General features: G+C 62.6%; 17 protein-coding genes. 3 read left to right on the top strand and 14 right to left on the bottom strand.

All coding sequences use genetic code 11. The features are described 5' to 3' along the window. Positions 1 to 2 precede the first annotated feature (2 nt). Positions 3 to 818, top strand: a complete 816-nt coding sequence (locus JAO82_RS05525) for a methyltransferase domain-containing protein (RefSeq protein ID WP_232897256.1) — start codon at positions 3 to 5, stop codon at positions 816 to 818. 55 nt (positions 819 to 873) lie between these two features. Then, the gene (hemH, locus tag JAO82_RS05520) at positions 874 to 1,929 is read left to right on the top strand and encodes a ferrochelatase (protein WP_198685547.1); all 1,056 of its coding nucleotides are present in this window, start codon (positions 874 to 876) and stop codon (positions 1,927 to 1,929) included. Between the two features lie 57 nt (positions 1,930 to 1,986). Here the strand turns inward: hemH and JAO82_RS05515 are convergent, their stop codons facing one another. Beyond that, positions 1,987 to 2,169, bottom strand: a complete 183-nt coding sequence (locus JAO82_RS05515; protein WP_198685546.1) for a hypothetical protein — start codon at positions 2,167 to 2,169, stop codon at positions 1,987 to 1,989. 137 nt (positions 2,170 to 2,306) lie between these two features. Then, complete coding sequence (locus JAO82_RS05510; RefSeq protein WP_198685363.1) at positions 2,307 to 2,897, bottom strand: L,D-transpeptidase; 591 nt, start codon at positions 2,895 to 2,897, stop codon at positions 2,307 to 2,309. Positions 2,898 to 3,063: 166 nt separating this feature from the next. Here JAO82_RS05510 and dalA point away from each other — a divergent pair, with 166 nt between their 5' ends. Beyond that, positions 3,064 to 3,576, top strand: coding sequence for a divisome-associated lipoprotein DalA (gene dalA / locus JAO82_RS05505; protein WP_198685362.1), 513 nt, complete (start codon positions 3,064 to 3,066; stop codon positions 3,574 to 3,576). 24 nt (positions 3,577 to 3,600) lie between these two features. Here dalA and JAO82_RS05500 read toward each other — a convergent pair whose 3' ends face one another. The 12 genes from JAO82_RS05500 to JAO82_RS05445 all read right to left on the bottom strand — a co-directional run bounded on the left by JAO82_RS05500 (position 3,601) and on the right by JAO82_RS05445 (position 15,723). Further along, on the bottom strand, positions 3,601 to 4,095 hold the full coding sequence (locus JAO82_RS05500; RefSeq protein ID WP_198685361.1) for a L,D-transpeptidase family protein: 495 nt from the start codon (positions 4,093 to 4,095) through the stop codon (positions 3,601 to 3,603). A gap of 107 nt (positions 4,096 to 4,202) precedes the next feature. After that, complete coding sequence (locus JAO82_RS05495; protein WP_198685360.1) at positions 4,203 to 5,426, bottom strand: class I SAM-dependent RNA methyltransferase; 1,224 nt, start codon at positions 5,424 to 5,426, stop codon at positions 4,203 to 4,205. Continuing rightward, positions 5,427 to 7,259 carry an ABC transporter ATP-binding protein gene (locus JAO82_RS05490; protein ID WP_198685359.1) on the bottom strand — a complete coding sequence of 611 codons (1,833 nt, stop codon included), beginning with the start codon at positions 7,257 to 7,259 and terminating at the stop codon, positions 5,427 to 5,429. Next, positions 7,256 to 9,094, bottom strand: coding sequence for an ABC transporter ATP-binding protein (locus JAO82_RS05485; protein WP_198685358.1), 1,839 nt, complete (start codon positions 9,092 to 9,094; stop codon positions 7,256 to 7,258). Before JAO82_RS05485 ends, JAO82_RS05490 begins: the two co-directional genes overlap by 4 nt. Positions 9,095 to 9,138: 44 nt before the next feature. After that, on the bottom strand, positions 9,139 to 10,299 hold the full coding sequence (locus JAO82_RS05480) for a CCA tRNA nucleotidyltransferase (protein ID WP_198685357.1): 1,161 nt from the start codon (positions 10,297 to 10,299) through the stop codon (positions 9,139 to 9,141). Next, positions 10,296 to 10,895 (bottom strand): CoA pyrophosphatase, encoded by a 600-nt coding sequence (locus JAO82_RS05475; RefSeq protein ID WP_198685356.1) that lies wholly within the window; start codon positions 10,893 to 10,895, stop codon positions 10,296 to 10,298. The genes JAO82_RS05480 and JAO82_RS05475 overlap by 4 nt, the downstream gene beginning before the upstream one ends. Beyond that, the gene (hslO, locus tag JAO82_RS05470; RefSeq protein ID WP_198685355.1) at positions 10,885 to 11,871 is read right to left on the bottom strand and encodes an Hsp33 family molecular chaperone HslO; all 987 of its coding nucleotides are present in this window, start codon (positions 11,869 to 11,871) and stop codon (positions 10,885 to 10,887) included. The genes JAO82_RS05475 and hslO overlap by 11 nt, the downstream gene beginning before the upstream one ends. Before the next feature lie 73 nt (positions 11,872 to 11,944). Further along, positions 11,945 to 12,553: a glycerol-3-phosphate 1-O-acyltransferase PlsY gene (plsY, locus tag JAO82_RS05465; RefSeq protein WP_198685354.1), complete on the bottom strand. Its 609-nt coding sequence runs from the start codon at positions 12,551 to 12,553 to the stop codon at positions 11,945 to 11,947. Then, positions 12,553 to 13,866, bottom strand: coding sequence for a dihydroorotase (pyrC, locus tag JAO82_RS05460; RefSeq protein ID WP_198685353.1), 1,314 nt, complete (start codon positions 13,864 to 13,866; stop codon positions 12,553 to 12,555). Before pyrC ends, plsY begins: the two co-directional genes overlap by 1 nt. Beyond that, positions 13,863 to 14,252, bottom strand: coding sequence for a hypothetical protein (locus tag JAO82_RS05455; protein ID WP_198685352.1), 390 nt, complete (start codon positions 14,250 to 14,252; stop codon positions 13,863 to 13,865). Before JAO82_RS05455 ends, pyrC begins: the two co-directional genes overlap by 4 nt. Next, positions 14,249 to 14,779: a hypothetical protein gene (locus JAO82_RS05450; protein ID WP_198685351.1), complete on the bottom strand. Its 531-nt coding sequence runs from the start codon at positions 14,777 to 14,779 to the stop codon at positions 14,249 to 14,251. Before JAO82_RS05450 ends, JAO82_RS05455 begins: the two co-directional genes overlap by 4 nt. Continuing rightward, positions 14,776 to 15,723: an aspartate carbamoyltransferase catalytic subunit gene (locus tag JAO82_RS05445; RefSeq protein ID WP_198685350.1), complete on the bottom strand. Its 948-nt coding sequence runs from the start codon at positions 15,721 to 15,723 to the stop codon at positions 14,776 to 14,778. Before JAO82_RS05445 ends, JAO82_RS05450 begins: the two co-directional genes overlap by 4 nt. Between the last annotated feature and the right edge of the window lie 32 nt (positions 15,724 to 15,755).

Here is a 15,755-nt window from a genome sequence, read left to right as displayed (position 1 = left end):
TTATGAGCACCTCTCCCCTGATTGACCGCGATGCCCTGCTGGCCCATCGCCGCCGCGCCGATACCGCCGACCTGTTCTTGCACCGTGCCGCGATGGACGACGTGCAGGATCGTCTTGCGATGGTTAACAGAGAGTTTACCGCGCCCGCGGTCGTCACGCCTTTCCCCGATTTCTGGCGCGATGCGTTCCCCGCCGCGGTTTGTGTGGCAGATAGCGACACAATCGAGTTGCAGCCGGGCGCACATGATCTGGTAATTCACGCCATGGGCCTGCATTGGGCCAATGACCCCGTCGGCCAATTGATCCAATGCCGCCGGGCGCTGCGTGAAGATGGCTTTTTCCTGTCGATCGCGCCGGGCGGGCAGACCTTGGCGCAATTGCGGGCGGTACTGGGGCAGGCCGAGACCGAGATCACCGGCGGATTGTCGCCGCGAATCGCGCCAATGGGTGAAATCCGCGAACTGGGTGCGCTGCTGCAACGGGCCGGGTTCGCGCTTCCGGTGGCCGATAGCATTGACCTGACCGCCAGCTATCGCGACATTTACCACCTGATGCACGACCTGCGGGCGATGGGCGAAACCAACGCGCTGTCGCACCGGCTGCGCCGCGCCACCGGGCGGGCCGTCTTCCGCCGCGCGGGCGAACTTTACCAACAGCATTTCGGCGAGCCCGATGGCCGCATTCCAGCGCGGTTCGAACTGGTTTGCCTGACCGGTTGGTCACCATCGGAAAGCCAGCCCAAACCATTGCGGCCCGGCTCGGCGCAGATGCGGCTGGCCGATGCGCTGGACACCACTGAAACACCCCTGCCGGATTGACCCGCAGGGAAAACCCTATATCTGCATCATCATGCACGACAATCAGGAGACCGGTATGAAAGACATGCCCGCCAGCCCATCCGCCCATGCGCCGGCTGATCACCCCGCCATCGCTTCGGAAAAGATCGGCATTCTGATTGCCAATCTGGGCACGCCGGATTCCTATGACTACTGGCCGATGCGCCGCTATCTGAGCGAATTTCTATCGGACAAACGGGTGATCGACTATCCGTCGTGGAAGTGGCAACCGCTGTTGCAGACGGTCATTCTGAGTAAGCGCCCCTTTGCCAGTGGCAAGGCCTATAAAACCATCTGGAATGAAGCTGACAACGAAAGCCCGCTGCTGACCATCACTAAACAGCAGACCGCCAAGCTTGCTGCTGCGATGCAAGCGGAATACGGTGATCGGGTGATGGTCGACTTCTGCATGCGTTACGGCAATCCCTCGACCAAATCCAAGGTCCGGGCGATGGTTGACGCCGGATGCCGCAAGATCTTATTTTTCCCGCTTTACCCCCATTACGCCGGGGCCACGTCGGCCAGCGCCAATGACCAGTTTTTCCGCGCCTTGATGGCGGAGCCGTGGCAGCCCGTCGCGCGCACCGTCGAGCCCTATTTTGACCATCCGCTCTATATCGAGGCCTTGGCCCAATCGATCGAACGCGCCTATGCCGAATTGCCCAACCGCCCCGACATTCTTGTGTGTTCCTATCACGGCATGCCTGAGCGCTATCTGCACGAGGGCGATCCATACCATTGCCAATGCCAGAAAACCACGCGCCTGCTGCGCGAGCGGCTGGGCTGGGAGGAGACCGAACTAACCAGCACCTTTCAGTCGGTTTTCGGCCCCGAAGAATGGCTGAAACCCTATACCGTCGATGAGGTCGCGAGGCTGGCCAAGGCAGGGAAGAAACGCATTGCGGTCTGTGCCCCGGCCTTTTCAGCCGATTGTGTCGAGACCTTGGAAGAAATCAACGACGAGATCCGCGAAAGTTTCGAGGGCGCCGGTGGGCAGGAATTTACCTATATTCCCTGCCTTAATGACGAAGACACCCATATCGAAGCCCTCGGTGCCGTTATTCGCGAGAACCTGAAAGGCTGGATCGGATGAAATGAAAAAGGCGATGGAAACCCATCGCCTTTCCGTAAACTTCAGGCTGATGCCAGCTTAGTTCGATGCGACTGCAGCAGCGACCAGAACCAGCAGGACCAGGGGCAGAACGATGCCGCTGGACGAGCCCTGTGTTTCTTCGACAATGACCGGGGCCTCAACGATTGGCTCCTGGATGTTCCCTGCGGATGCAGTGGATGCAGCACCGGCAAATGCAGCAGCGAGAACGAGTTTCTTCATATTATCCTCCAAAAATAAACGCAGTTCAAAAATGTGATCTGCGCGGCCAAGACTTCTTGTGCCTTTTTTGTAACCAGCATTACGGATAGATTGCAAATATTTGTCATCCCATCACGCGCCCGTGACCGGAAAAGTCGTCATATTAGCAACACTTGCGTACCGATCCGGGTCAAGGAAAACAGGTCTGCTATGTCTTTGTTGAAAAGACCGATGCAACCGTTGGACGACTGGCGCCCTATTTTCCGGTTATCGTGGGTGCCATGGATCCGGTAATATTTCCAACTCAGATACAAGGCGTGCGTTCCCATGGGATTATCTGGGCCCGGCGGCACAAAATCCGGCCATTCGGGATTGCGCTTTTTCATCGACGGAGTCGGTGCCCAGCTTGGGCCAACGACCTTGCGCACAACGGATGTGCGGCCTCGGCGGGTCATTTGATCGTTCAAGGGCACGCTGGACGGGTAGAGGCGATAGATCTTCCGGTCTTCCGACCAGAAATGTAGCGCCCGTGATCTTGTATCGACCAGAATCGCCCCTTTTTTCAGCGTTTTGAAATGTGGCCGCCAATCGATGGAGCGGAACCCGGAAATATTACGTCGCACCGGGGGTTCGGGCTCTGGCTCCGGGTAAAGCGCGCTGTTGCGGGCCAAGGCTGGACCTGCAAGCGCGCACGCACCGCCGACAAGCAGGCTGCGACGCGTGACAAGCGGAAAGGTCGTACGTGGCATCCGGTTTCACCTTTCATGTTCCGTCGTCAGGTTATGATCCTATGCCTGTAAAACTGTTGTCGCAAATCAACCTTTCAAGAAGAACGTGGCTGAGAAACGCGCAAAGGTTTGCGTCGAGTGGCCCCACATTGTATTGGCGTAAAGTGGATAACTCTCAAGGTAAGTCATGGCGCGCATCTTTTCGCTTTTTCTGATCACCGCCCTTGGGCTTGCGGCTTGTAGCGAACTGTCTGCGCCGCAGATCGGCCCGGATGGAAAGCCGTTGCCCAAAGTTTACCGCATACGCGCGGGCGACACGAGCAAGATTCAGTTCAACATGGTTGATTCGGTCAACTCGCTGCGCACTGCCGCCGGTGCGTCCGAGGTAACCTTAAGTTCCAATCTCAACGCGGCCGCCGAAACCCATTCGCGGGATATGGCCAAACAGAACCGGCCTTGGCATTTTGGTTCGGACGGTTCATCGCCCATCGATCGCGTGCGCCGTTCGGGGTATCAGGGCCAAATGCTCGGCGAGAACATCTCGGAAAGCTACGAGACCGAATTGGAGACCCTCGCGGCTTGGATGGAAACCGCCAGCACCCGTGACGTTATCCTGAACCGCCGCGCACGCGATATCGGCTTTTCCTGGTATCAGGAACCCAATGGCAAAATCTGGTGGACCATGCTGATGGGCGGCTGACGCGCCGCCCTACCAAGGCTCTGATCAGGGATACAGAAAGACCGGGGTGCCGTCGCGCACCATCGCATAAATCTTTTCAATATCGCGATTCTTGACCGCGATACAGCCTGCGGTCCAGTCGCGGCCCTTGGCCTTTTCCTTGTTGGGCTGACCATGGATAAAGATGTCGCCGCCGGGGCTCTTGTTGAAAGCGCGCGCTGCTGCCACATCCGCCGGGCCGGGATAAGAGATGCCCAGCGACAGGTGGAACTGGCTGTTGGGATTGCGCCGGTCGATGAAATACACGCCTTCGGGGGTGCGTCCATCACCTTCGATCTGTTTGTGGCCGACCGGGGCGAAGCCAAGATCGAATTCCACATCCTTGATCACCTGATCATGGTGCAACAGATACATGCGCCGCTCGCCTTTGTTGACGACGATCGAGGTCACCTCGGGGCCGTTATAGGATCGGAACTTGCTGCTGCATCCGCTGGTTGCGAGGGCCGCAAGGGCACCCAGCGTGAAAATTCGCCGTTTCATTGTTTTTCACTGTCTCTGCCTCGTTATGCTTCTTGAATACGAAATCGGCGGCGAATTTCAAAACAGTATTTTTCACAGCGGTGAAACAGCGGTTGAGGGAATGCAAATCACCGAATCAGGCGCAGTTTCCCGACAAGTTCGACATGCGCCGACCAGCGGAACTGGTCTACCACCTGCACCCAGTCCAGCGCGTAACCCGCATCGACCAGATGCCGCACATCGCGGGCAAAGCTGACCGGATTGCACGAGACATGGGCGATAACCGGCAGTCGCGCCTGCGCCAATTCGGCGATCTGCGCGGCGGCTCCGGCCCGGGGCGGGTCCAGAACCGCGGCGTCGTAATGCGCCAGTTCGTCCGGTCTGAGCGGGCGGCGGAACAGATCGCGCGTTTCGGTGGTGACCTTTTTCAGCCCTGGCGTATTGCGCCAACCGTGATCCAGCGCCTTAAGCATCTCGGTCGCGCCCTCGACCGCGTGGACCTCGGCGCGCGTGGCCAGCGGCAGCGAGAACGTACCACACCCGGCAAAAAGATCGACCACGCGCGCCGAATCGTCGACGATTTCGCGCACCGCACTCAGCAGTGCGGTCTCGCCCTCGCGCGTGGCCTGAAGGAACGCACCGGGCGGCGGCACCACCCGTGCCGCGCCGAATTGCTGCACCGGCGGGGCCGCCAGCGCCACGGTTTCCCCTTCCCAAGTCAGCCGGGCCAGACCCTGCGTTGCGGCAATTCCGCCCAGCGTAGCGCGCAGCGGACCATCCAGCGGTTTGCCACCGCTCACCGATATATCGAGTCCGTTATCAGAGGCCGTGACCGTCACCGCCAGCGCGCCCTTGCGGCTGGCCCCGGCCAGCGCCAGCGCCGCAGCCACCGCACGCCCTTCCAGAACCTCGGGCAGCACCAGCAGGCAATCGGGAATATCCGCGATCACCTCGGAAGCCTGCCCGTAAAACCCGCAAAGCGTGCCTTTTTTGGTGCGCCGCACCGCGAATGTCGCCCGTCGACGCGACAGCGGCGGCGAGGTCACGATCGGGCGAAACGCGGTTTCCAGCCCTTGCGCACTCAGGGCGGTGTGCACAACCTGCTGTTTCCAAGTGGCAACGAACCCGTCGCTGGCATGTTGCAACTGGCAACCGCCACAGGCGCGATAATGCCTGCAGGGCGGCGTCACCCGTTCGGGCGCGGGTGTGCCGATGCGGATATCGGTCAACCGATCGCCGTCGCGCTCGCCGCTGACAGTTTCCCCGGGCAGGCAGCGCGGCGCAAAGACCGGCCCTGGCGCAACCCCGGCGCCCTTGTGGCCCAGCCGCTCGATCGTCACCGTCTCGCGCATCTATTCCGCCGCCTCGGCCCGGATGAAGCCGCCGGATTGACGGTTCCAGAAACGGGCGTAAAGGCCACCGCGATCCAATAGATCGGCATGGGTGCCGCTTTCGACGATCCGGCCCTCGTCCATCACGATGATCCGGTCCATTTCCGACAGCGTCGATAGGCGGTGTGCAATGGCCAACACGGTCTTTCCTTCCATCACCCGGTGCAGCGCCGTCTGTATCGCCGCCTCGACCTCGGAATCAAGCGCGCTCGTGGCCTCGTCCAGCACCAGTATCGGCGCGTCCTTGAGGATGGCGCGGGCCAGCGCGATCCGCTGGCGCTGACCGCCCGACAGTTTCACCCCGCGCTCGCCCAGATGCGCCTCATAACCACGGCGGCCCTTGTGGTCCTGCATGGTCACGATGAATTCATGCGCCTCGGCCTTTTGCGCGGCGGCGATCATTTCGTCTTCGCTGGCATCGGGACGGCCATAGAGGATGTTGTCGCGGGCCGAGCGGTTGAACATCGCGGTTTCCTGCGTGACCATGCCGATCTTGCGGCGCAGGCTTTCTTGCGTGACCTGTTCGATATCCTGCCCGTCGATGCGGATCTGGCCCTGTTCGCCGTGATATAGCCGCAGCAGCAGCGCCACCAGCGTCGATTTTCCGGCTCCTGAGGCTCCCACGATGCCCAGCTTTTCGCCCGGCGCGACGGTCAGGTTTATGTCCTGCACCCCGCCCACCTCGCGCCCATAGGTGAAGGTCACACCATCGAAAACGATCTTGGCACCGGGTACCTGCAATTCTGGCGCGTCGGGTATATCGTAAAGCCGGGTGCGCGGGGTCAGGGTCTTCATGCCGTCCTCGACCTCGCCGACATTAGAGTAAATCGCCATCAGGGTGAAGCTGACCCAACCGGTCATCTGCGAGATGCGGATGGCGATGGTGCCAGCCGCCACGATATCGCCGGCGCTGCTCAGACCGCGCTGCCACAACAGCAGCGTCGCCCCGATCAGCAATACCGGCAACAGCCCCGCCAGCGTCATCAGGCACAGCCGAAACAGCGCCGCCAGACGCCCGAAATCCAGCGCACGTTCGCGGTAATGGTCCATCGCTCCCAACGCCGCGCGGTCCTCGTGATCGTCATGGGCGAACAGTTTGACCGTCTTGATATTAGTGACCGTATCGACCACTTGCCCCGACACCATCGCCCGCGCCCCGGCGCGGAACCCGGCGCGTTTGCGGATGCGCGGCAGGAAGCCCGCGATCAAAATGAAATACGCCACCAGCCAGATCAGAAACAGCAGCGTCACGCGCCAGTCGATCGCTCCCAGCAAGGCCAGCGAACCGATTAGCGAGGCCAAGGCAAAGGCGACCACATTGATCACCTCGGCGGCGACATCGGTCACAGCCCGCGCGGTCTGCATTTGTTTTTGCGCGATCCGCCCGGCGAAATCATCGTCAAAGAAAGTCACCGCCTGACCCAAGGTCCAGCGATGCAGCCGCGACAGCACCAGTGGCAGCACATTGGGTTGCACCACCATCGAGTTCGACGCTGCCGACAACCCGAACAGGACCGGGCGCGCAATCAGAAAGAACGCGATAGCGCTCAGGATCAGCATGGTGTTCGTGCCGTCAAAGAAACTCTCCGGCCCGCTGGCGGCGGCGGCGTCGATCACCAGCCCAAGGATCAGTGCGGTCAGGGCCTCCATCGCGCCAGCAGCGGCAGAGAACAGCGCCGCCAGCCACAGCGCCGGCCAGGCACCCGCCAGACACCAGCGGAAAAACGCCAGCAGCGTGACCGGCGGCTGCCCCTCGGCGGGGCGGAAGGCGTCGATCAGGTTCCCAATCTTCATTCCGCCGCCCCGGGATTCAGGAATCCGCCCGATTGACGGGACCAGAACTGCCCATAGAGGGACTTTTCGGCCAGAAGCGCGTCATGGCTGCCCTGTTCGACAATACGGCCCTGATCCATCACCAGAATTCGATCCATATGTGCAATGGTAGAGAGACGATGCGCAATGGCAATCACTGTCTTGCCCTGCATCATGCCATAAAGCGTGCTTTGGATCGCGGCCTCCACCTCGCTATCCAGTGCGCTTGTGGCCTCGTCGAGCAGCAGGATCGGGGCATCTTTCAGGATCACCCGTGCCAGCGTGATGCGCTGGCGCTGTCCGCCCGAGAGTTTCACGCCGCGCTCGCCGACATGGGCGTCATAGCCCCGCCGCCCCTCGGGATCGGACAGATCCCGGATGAACGCATGTGCCTCGGCCTGTTTGGCGGCGGCGATTACCTCGGCCGCGCTGGCGTCAGGGCGGCCGTAAAGGATATTGTCACGCACCGAGCGGTGCAGCAGCGCGCTGTCTTGCTGCACCATGCCGATCTGGCGGCGCAGAGAATCCTGCGTCACCTGGGTAATGTCCTGACCGTCGATCAGGATGCGCCCCGATTCAGGATCGTAGAAGCGCAGCAACAGCTTGACCAAGGTGGACTTTCCCGCCCCCGAGCGGCCAACCAGTCCGATCTTTTCGCCCGGTTCGATGGTCAGGCTGATATCATCCAGCCCGCCCGCGCCGCGCCCGTAATGGTGCGAGACCGCTTGCACGTCGATGCGCCCGCGGTGCAGGTGCAGCGGCTGCGCCCCCGGCTCATCGACCAGCGCGATGGGTTGGGCGATGGTTTCCATACCTTCGGCGACCACGCCCAACTGGCGGAAAAACGTGGTCAGCGCCCACATGATCCAACCGGTCATGGCATTCAGCCGCAAGGTCAGCGCCGACGCTGCTGCCACCGTGCCGACACTGGACTGCCCCTGCATCCACAGCCAGAGCGCCCAGCCCACGACACCGACGATCAGCCCGCCGTTCAAGCCCACCAGCGCCATATCCATCAGGGTATAGATCCGCATTTCCGTGGCAAAGGTGCGCCGGGTGTTTTCGATTGCCTCTTTTGCATAGTCCAGTTCACGGTCGTGATGGGCAAACATCTTGACCGAATGGATATTGGTATAAGCATCGACCACCCGCCCGGTCACGGTCGAACGCGCATCGGATGCCGCCTTTGATGCCGGGCCGACGCGGGCGACGGTCCAGCGCACCAGCAGCCCGTAGAATATCAGCCAGATTGCCAGCGGCACCATCAGCCGCCAATCCGCTGCGCTGAGCAGGATCGCGGCACCGATGACATAGGCCAGCGAATACGAGATTGCGTCGAAAACCTGAAAGATCACCTCGCCCGCCGCCGGCGGGGTTTGCATGATCCGGTTGGCGATGCGCCCGGCAAAGTCGTTTTCGAACCAGCCGACCGATTGGCGCAATACATGTTTGTGCGCGCGCCAGCGGATCAGCGTGCCGAAATTCGGCAGGATCGCATTGTTCAGGAACAGCACGCTCAACATATGCAGCAGCGGGCGCAAAAACAGGATGAACAGCGCCACGGCAATGAGCTCCACCCGGTGATTGGCCCAGAACAGCGCCGGGTCGCCACCCAGCAGATCGACCACGCGCCCCAAGTAATAGATCAGCCCGACCTCGATTGCCGCGACCACGACAGACAGCAGCCCGGCCCAGAAAAACACGCGCCGGAACGGCTGCGCATAGGCGCGCAGGAACGGCCCGACCCGTGTTGGCGGGCGGTCGTCCTGCGTGTAATCCCCGTAAGGGTTCACCATCTGCTCAAAAAAGCGGAACATCTCGCCCCCCGGTATAATCCCAACCCATGTCCGGGAACAGGAGATCAGATGCGGGCCAGCAGTTCTTTGCGGTCAAGGGCAAAGCCCGAATCGATCCACTCTTGCGTCAGCGCCGCAAGCCGCGCGCCCAGAGCGGGGCCGGTAAGGCGCGGCATCAGATCCTTGGCCGTGAGGGGAAACTCGGCCGCGGCCCCGCGCGCCGCAGCGCCCTGCCACTCTGATTGCCACGGCTGTTCGCTCCATGCCGCGCGCAGCAACAGGGCGTCGCAGGCACCGCTCTCGCCCAGGCGATAACCCAATTCGGCCGCTGCCATCAGACCGCTTGCCGCCTCTTGCATCTGCTCCAGCCGTTTGCGCTGGGCGCGGCTCAGACGCAGCTTGTTCTCGGCATCAACCGGCCCAAGCGCAGCCAGACGGCGCAGCGAATCGGGCGCAATCCCGGCTTGGGTTTCCAGATGCACCAGCGGGGCCAGCGCGCGGTCATCCGCCCCCGGCAGAAGCTGCCCCAGCACCCCGGTCGAGCGCATCGCCGCGAGCGAGGGCGCCGGGTCAGGCGCGGCCAGAAGTTTCAGCATCTCGGCCCCGACCCGTTCCGCTGAAAGCTGAGACAGCCCGTCGAGGTTCTGCGCGATGGCCGACAGCGCCTCGGGGTCGAAGCCCTGATCCAGGTCGCCATACCAGGCGTGAAAGCGGAAATAGCGCAGGCTGCGCAGGTAATCCTCGCGGATGCGGTCGGATGCCGCGCCGATGAAGCGGACGCGGCGCGCGTGCAGATCGTCCAGCCCTGCGCCCAAGGGGTCGATCACCGTCCCGTCGGGGCGGGCGTAAAGCGCGTTCATGGTGAAATCGCGCCGCGCCGCGTCCTCGGCCACATCGCCCGAAAACGCCACCACCGCGCGGCGTCCGTCGGTGGCCACATCGCGGCGAAACGTTGTCACCTCATGCGCCAGCCCGTCGGCGACCAGCGTCACCGTACCGTGGTCGAGCCCCGTCGGTACCGTCTTGATGCCCGCCTTTCGCGCCAGTTCGATCACCCGTTCTGGTGGCGCGTCTGTGGCAATGTCGATATCGCTGACACCCACGCCCAGCAGCGCGTTGCGCACGCAGCCGCCGACAAATAAGGCCTGCGCGCCTCCGGCTTCGATCAGCGCGCAGACCGATTGCGTCGCCGGGGTTTTCAGCCAAGGGTCGGTGATCCGGGTCATGTCTCCATCCGCTGAGCCAGCGCGCGCAGCATCCGCGCGGTGGCGCCCCAAATGTAATAGGGGCCGTAAGGCACCGTGAAATAATGCCGCCGGCTGCCGCGCCAGCGGCGCGACTCGATCAGGAAGTTGTCGGGATCCAGCAGATGTGCCAGCGGTACCGTGAACACCTCTTCGACCTCGCCGGGTTCCGCCACGATGTCGAAGGGTTGCGCGATGGCGGCGATCACCGGGGTGACATGGAACCCGGTGACCGTTTCATGGGCCGGCAGATGGCCCAGCACCTGCGCCAGCCCGTAAGGCAGGCCGATTTCCTCATGCGCCTCGCGCAGGGCGGCGGCGGTCACATCGGCATCGTCTTCGTCCTGCTTGCCGCCGGGAAACGAGATCTGGCCGGGATGATGTTTCAACGCCGAGGAACGTTTGGTTAGAATCACCCGCGGCGCGCCATCGCCAAATTGCACCGGCACCAGCACCCCGGCGGGGAGCAGTGCGCGTTCGGGGGGCAGGACGGTCTCGGGGTTCAGGTCGAAATCCGAGGTTTCGGCGCCGTCATGCGCCAAAGCCGCGCGCAGGGCTGCAATGGTGTCATTTGGCATCCGATATATCGTTGTCAAAACCCACCGTCGCCGGGTCCAGGTCGTAATGTGCGCCGCAGAACTGGCAATCGGCGGTTACGCGGCCATCCTCGGTGGTCATTTTCTCGATGTCACGCGCGGAATAGATCGACAGGCTCTGGCGCACGCGATCTTCGGAACAGGTGCAGCCAAAGCGCACCGCTTGGGCGTCAAATACGCGCGGCTGTTCCTCGTGAAACAGACGCACCAGAAGGTCCGTGGGCGGCACGGTTGGGCCGATCAGTTCAAGATCCTCGACCGTGTCGAGCAGGATGTTGACGCGGCCCCAGTTTTCGACCGCATCGCCATCCAGCAGATCCTCTGCCGACACCAGTTCGCCGGTGCCCTCGCGATTGGCCATGAGCGGCGAAGCCTTGGGCATATGTTGCAGCATAATGCCGCCCGCGCGCCAATAACTGTCCTTGCCCGGTTCGCGGGCCTGTCCGAAACTGAGTGAAAACCGTGTCGGCAACTGTTCGGACTGCGCGAAATAAGCCTCGGCGCAGGCGCGTATGCTCGACCCGACCAGCGGGGTGATACCTTGATAGGGGCGCATGTTCTCGCCCTGATGAATCAAGATCGCAAAATAGCCTTCGCCGACCTGATCGAAGGGCGCGCCATCGTCCAGCCGGTCGCGGTCGAAACTGGCATAGGCGCGGATACGGGCCGGTTCGCCCTCGCTGGCGGGGGCAAAGTAATCGGTCGCGATCATCCGCACTGCGCCTTTCGACTGCACTTGGAGCGACAGTTTCCAGCGCAGTTTGATGGTCTGGCCGATCAGCGCGGTCAGCAGCGCCACTTCCGCCACCAGCGCTTCGACCTGTGGCGGATAGTCGTGCTGTTTCAGAATGCCACCCAACACGCCATCCAGCCGCGCCACGCGGCCGCGGATATCCGATGCGTCAAGTTGGAAGGGTAGGACGGTGTCGTCCCACGCGAGTTTCGATCCGAGGGCCATGGAATTCCTTTGTCTGCCGCAGGTGGGATACCGCTGCTATATAGGTGGATCAAGAGCCGTTGAAAGGGGTGGCTTAGTCCCGCTGCCCGATCCGCGGTTCGGTGCCATCGCGCAGGCGGGCGATATTGGCGCTGTGCCGCCAGAACACCAGCGCCGCCAGCACAACCGCAAGCACCAGCGCATTGATTGGGCCCAGAACCAGCACCCAGACGATCGACGCCGCCGCCGCCCCCAGCGCGCCGGCCGAGGAGATGCGGGTCAGCGCCGCCGTTGCCGCCCATGTCAGGCAGCAGGCCACGCCCACCGGCCAAGCCAGAGCCAGCCAGAGTCCAAGAAATGTCGCCACTCCCTTGCCGCCGCGAAATCTGGCCCAGACCGGCCAGCAATGGCCAAAGAAGGCCGCTAGACCAGCCAGTTGCGCGGCGTCCTCTCCGGCGAAGACGCGCGCCAGCAGAACCGCCGCCGCGCCCTTGGCCGCGTCAAGCAGCAAGGTCAGCGCTGCCGCGCTTTTGCTGCCGGTGCGCAGCACATTGGTCGCGCCAGTATTGCCCGAGCCGATGGTGCGCAGATCGCCAAGGTTCATCAGCCGCGCCAGAATCAGCCCGAAGGAAATCGAGCCCAGCCCGTAGCCGGCCAGCGCCCAGAGGATCAGCGATATGGCGGAGGTTTCAAAAGGCGGCATCACTCTCTCCGGTAGACGGCCTGACCGGCCACATAGGTGGCCAGAACCCGGCCTTGCATGCGCGCACCGTCGAATGGCGTGTTGCGCGACTTGCTGTTCAGGGTGGCGCGGTCCAGCACGAAGGGCGCATTCGCATCGAACAGCACCAGATCGGCGGGGGCTCCTGCCGCCAGCCTTCCCGAGTCCAGCCCCAGCCGTTTCGCCGGGTTCAGCGCCAGCGCACGGAACAGCGCATTCAGGCTGATCTGGCCACTGTGATACAGGCGCAGTGCCGCCGGCAACAGGGTTTCCAGTGCCACCGCACCGCTGGCGGCTTCTTCGAACGGCAGGCGTTTTGATTCCTCATCTTGCGGCGTGTGCATCGAACTGATGATGTCGATCAGGCCGGTCTGCAGGGCTTCGATCACCGCCTGACGGTCGCTTTCCGGGCGCAGCGGCGGCTTGAGCTTGAAGAAGGTACGGTAATCCGCGACGTCGAATTCGTTCAGCGTCAGGTGGTGGATGCCGATCCCGGCGGTAATATCCAACCCGTTGGCCTTGGCGCGTTTCAGGGCCGGCAGGGCGCGGGCGGTGGTGATCTGGTCGGCGTGATAGCGCGCCCCGGTCATCTCGATCAGCGCGATGTCGCGATCCAGCCCCATCCGTTCGGCCATCGGCGAGACGGCCGGCAAGCCACGTAGCGAGGCGAACTTGCCCGAGGTGGCCGCGGCCCCGCGCGACAGACCCGGCTCCTGCGGATGTGCGATCACCAATGCGCCGAGCGAACGCGCATAGGTCAGCGCGCGTGAAAACACGCGGGTATCGCTGACCACGTGGTCGCAATCGGTAAAGGCCACCGCACCGGCATCCATCAGGAAGCCGATCTCGGTCATCTCACGGCCTTCGCGGCCCTTAGTCAGCGCGGCCATTGGCAACACATTGACCGGTGCCGCCTCGTTCGCGCGGCGGCGCACGAATTCCAACGTCTCGGGCGTGTCGATGGCGGGTGTCGTGTCGGGGCGGGTGACAATGGTGGTGACGCCGCCCGCTGCTGCGGCCAACCCGGCCGAGCGATAGGATTCCTTGTGCCGCTCGCCTGGTTCGCAGACCTTGACGCCGATATCGACGATGCCCGGCGCAAGATAGCGATTATTGCAGTCGATGACGGTGACAGTCTCGGGCGCTATGTTTCGCGCGCGAAACATTGATTCAAATTCGATGTTTTCTGGTAAGGCTTCGTCAATCTTTCCGTCCCGCACCAGCAGGTGGCCGGGCGCGTCGGTATCCGCCTCGGGGTCGATCAGGCGAGCGTTCTGGAACAGGGTGACGGTCATGCGCGCGCCCTTTCTATGGTCTCTATGGTGGCGTTGGGATCGGATTGAAATTTGATCAGATGCTTGTCGCCGCCATCGGTGATGATTTGCACGAAACTGCCGATCCGGCGCAGGCGGGCAATCCGGGCCAGCGGCACGTGGCGTTCAGCGGGGCCATGCAGCGCGTTCGCATCCAGCTCCCAGACCGCTGTCATTTCCTCTGAAAGCATGTACCAGCCGCGCACCGCGATGGCACCCAATCCGGCAATCGCACCGACCCAGATGTTGGGGTCATCCATTAGCCACAAAACGAACATCGCGCCGGCCATCGCAAGGGCGGCCAATTTAGCGTGGCTGCGAAGATAGACCTCGCGGCTGGGCGGAAAACGAATCTTGTCAGCGTTCACAGCAGGATCACCAACAAGATGAGAATGGCAAGCACGAGCAGCACCCCGGCAATACCCAAGGCGCCAATGCGCCGCGATTGTGCCCCCGACTGTGGTGGCGGGCCCGAGCCGATGCGCGCGCTTTCGGTCGGGATCGGACCGCTGTCGCTCCAGTCGGTGCCCTCTTCGGTATAGCTGGCGATCAGGGTCAATTCTTGGGCCGGGGACAGGCGGGCCGGGGTGTCCTGAAACGCCGGGCTGCGCAGGATCATCACCCAGCCGGTGATGGCGTTCAGCCGGGCGCGATCAACATCAAGCTGCGCGGCCGGCACGCCCAGCCCTTCGGCCAGATAGCCGGCCAGACCCAGCTCATCGAGATCGGACAGCGGGAATATTTCGACATGTGCCGGATCGAGCGCATCGATCCCCAGCACCTGCGCCGCCGCGCCCGGTTCACGCAAGAATTTTGCGCGCTCGGGCGGCATATCGAGCGCGAAAATCCGCACCACGCCGCGTTCGTTCTCGGGTATCGCGATTATATCGCTCATGCCGCACCTTCCGGTCCCGAACGCAGGTTGCGCGCCAGCAGTTCCATCGCCGCCATGCGCACGGCGACGCCCATCTCGACCTGATCCTGAATTACGCTGCGATTGATGTCATCGGCCAAGGTGCCGTCGATCTCGACGCCGCGATTCATCGGTCCGGGGTGCATGATGATGGCGTCGGGCTTGGCCAGCGCCAGCTTTTCGGCATCCAGCCCGAAACGGTGGTAATATTCCCGTTCGGATGGGATGAAGCCGCCATCCATCCGCTCTTTCTGCAATCTCAGCATCATCACCACATCAACATCGGCCAGACCCTGCTGCATGTCCTCGAAAACTTCGACCCCGAATTCGTCGATACCGGCGGGAATCAGCGTCGGCGGGCCGATCAGGCGGATACGGTTTTCCATCTTGCCAAGCAGCAGGATATTAGAGCGCGCCACGCGGCTGTGGGCAATATCGCCGCAGATCGCGATTGACAGGCGATGCAGGCGGCCCTTGGCGCGCCGGATGGTCAGCGCGTCAAGCAAGGCCTGGGTGGGATGTTCGTGGCGCCCGTCGCCGGCGTTCAGCACCGCGCATTTCACCTTTTGTGCAAGCAGGTCCACCGCGCCGGAATGCGGGTGGCGCACCACCAGAAGATCGGGGCGCATGGCGTTCAGGGTCAGGGCGGTGTCGATCAGGGTCTCGCCCTTTTTCACGCTGCTGGCCTGCATTGCCATGTTCATCACATCCGCGCCCAGCCGCAGCCCTGCCAATTCGAAACTGGCCTGTGTGCGGGTGGAGTTCTCGAAGAACATGTTGATCTGGGTCAGCCCCGCCAGCACGTCGGAATGTTTTGCAGGCTGGCGGTTCATCTCGACATAGGATTCCGCAAGATCGAGAATCGCCGTGATGTCATGGGGGGCCAAGTGTTCGATCCCCAGAAGGTGACGATGGGCAAAGGTCATGCGGCAGGCTCCGGCGTGGTTCGTGGCGGTTA

It is taken from the genome of Pontibaca salina (assembly GCF_016307205.1).
In the GTDB taxonomy this organism is placed as follows: domain Bacteria; phylum Pseudomonadota; class Alphaproteobacteria; order Rhodobacterales; family Rhodobacteraceae; genus Pontibaca; species Pontibaca salina.
This window is presented reverse-complemented; position numbering and strand designations above follow the sequence as displayed.

Coding starts and splice junctions, on each gene's coding strand:
- JAO82_RS05525 (WP_232897256.1), top strand. CDS start 3: ATGAGCACCTCTCCCCTGATTGACCGCGATGCCCTGCTGGCCCATCGC.
- hemH (WP_198685547.1), top strand. CDS start 874: ATGAAAGACATGCCCGCCAGCCCATCCGCCCATGCGCCGGCTGATCAC.
- JAO82_RS05515 (WP_198685546.1), bottom strand. CDS start 2,169: ATGAAGAAACTCGTTCTCGCTGCTGCATTTGCCGGTGCTGCATCCACT.
- JAO82_RS05510 (WP_198685363.1), bottom strand. CDS start 2,897: ATGCCACGTACGACCTTTCCGCTTGTCACGCGTCGCAGCCTGCTTGTC.
- dalA (WP_198685362.1), top strand. CDS start 3,064: ATGGCGCGCATCTTTTCGCTTTTTCTGATCACCGCCCTTGGGCTTGCG.
- JAO82_RS05500 (WP_198685361.1), bottom strand. CDS start 4,095: ATGAAACGGCGAATTTTCACGCTGGGTGCCCTTGCGGCCCTCGCAACC.
- JAO82_RS05495 (WP_198685360.1), bottom strand. CDS start 5,426: ATGCGCGAGACGGTGACGATCGAGCGGCTGGGCCACAAGGGCGCCGGG.
- JAO82_RS05490 (WP_198685359.1), bottom strand. CDS start 7,259: ATGAAGATTGGGAACCTGATCGACGCCTTCCGCCCCGCCGAGGGGCAG.
- JAO82_RS05485 (WP_198685358.1), bottom strand. CDS start 9,094: ATGTTCCGCTTTTTTGAGCAGATGGTGAACCCTTACGGGGATTACACG.
- JAO82_RS05480 (WP_198685357.1), bottom strand. CDS start 10,299: ATGACCCGGATCACCGACCCTTGGCTGAAAACCCCGGCGACGCAATCG.
- JAO82_RS05475 (WP_198685356.1), bottom strand. CDS start 10,895: ATGCCAAATGACACCATTGCAGCCCTGCGCGCGGCTTTGGCGCATGAC.
- hslO (WP_198685355.1), bottom strand. CDS start 11,871: ATGGCCCTCGGATCGAAACTCGCGTGGGACGACACCGTCCTACCCTTC.
- plsY (WP_198685354.1), bottom strand. CDS start 12,553: ATGCCGCCTTTTGAAACCTCCGCCATATCGCTGATCCTCTGGGCGCTG.
- pyrC (WP_198685353.1), bottom strand. CDS start 13,866: ATGACCGTCACCCTGTTCCAGAACGCTCGCCTGATCGACCCCGAGGCG.
- JAO82_RS05450 (WP_198685351.1), bottom strand. CDS start 14,779: ATGAGCGATATAATCGCGATACCCGAGAACGAACGCGGCGTGGTGCGG.
- JAO82_RS05445 (WP_198685350.1), bottom strand. CDS start 15,723: ATGACCTTTGCCCATCGTCACCTTCTGGGGATCGAACACTTGGCCCCC.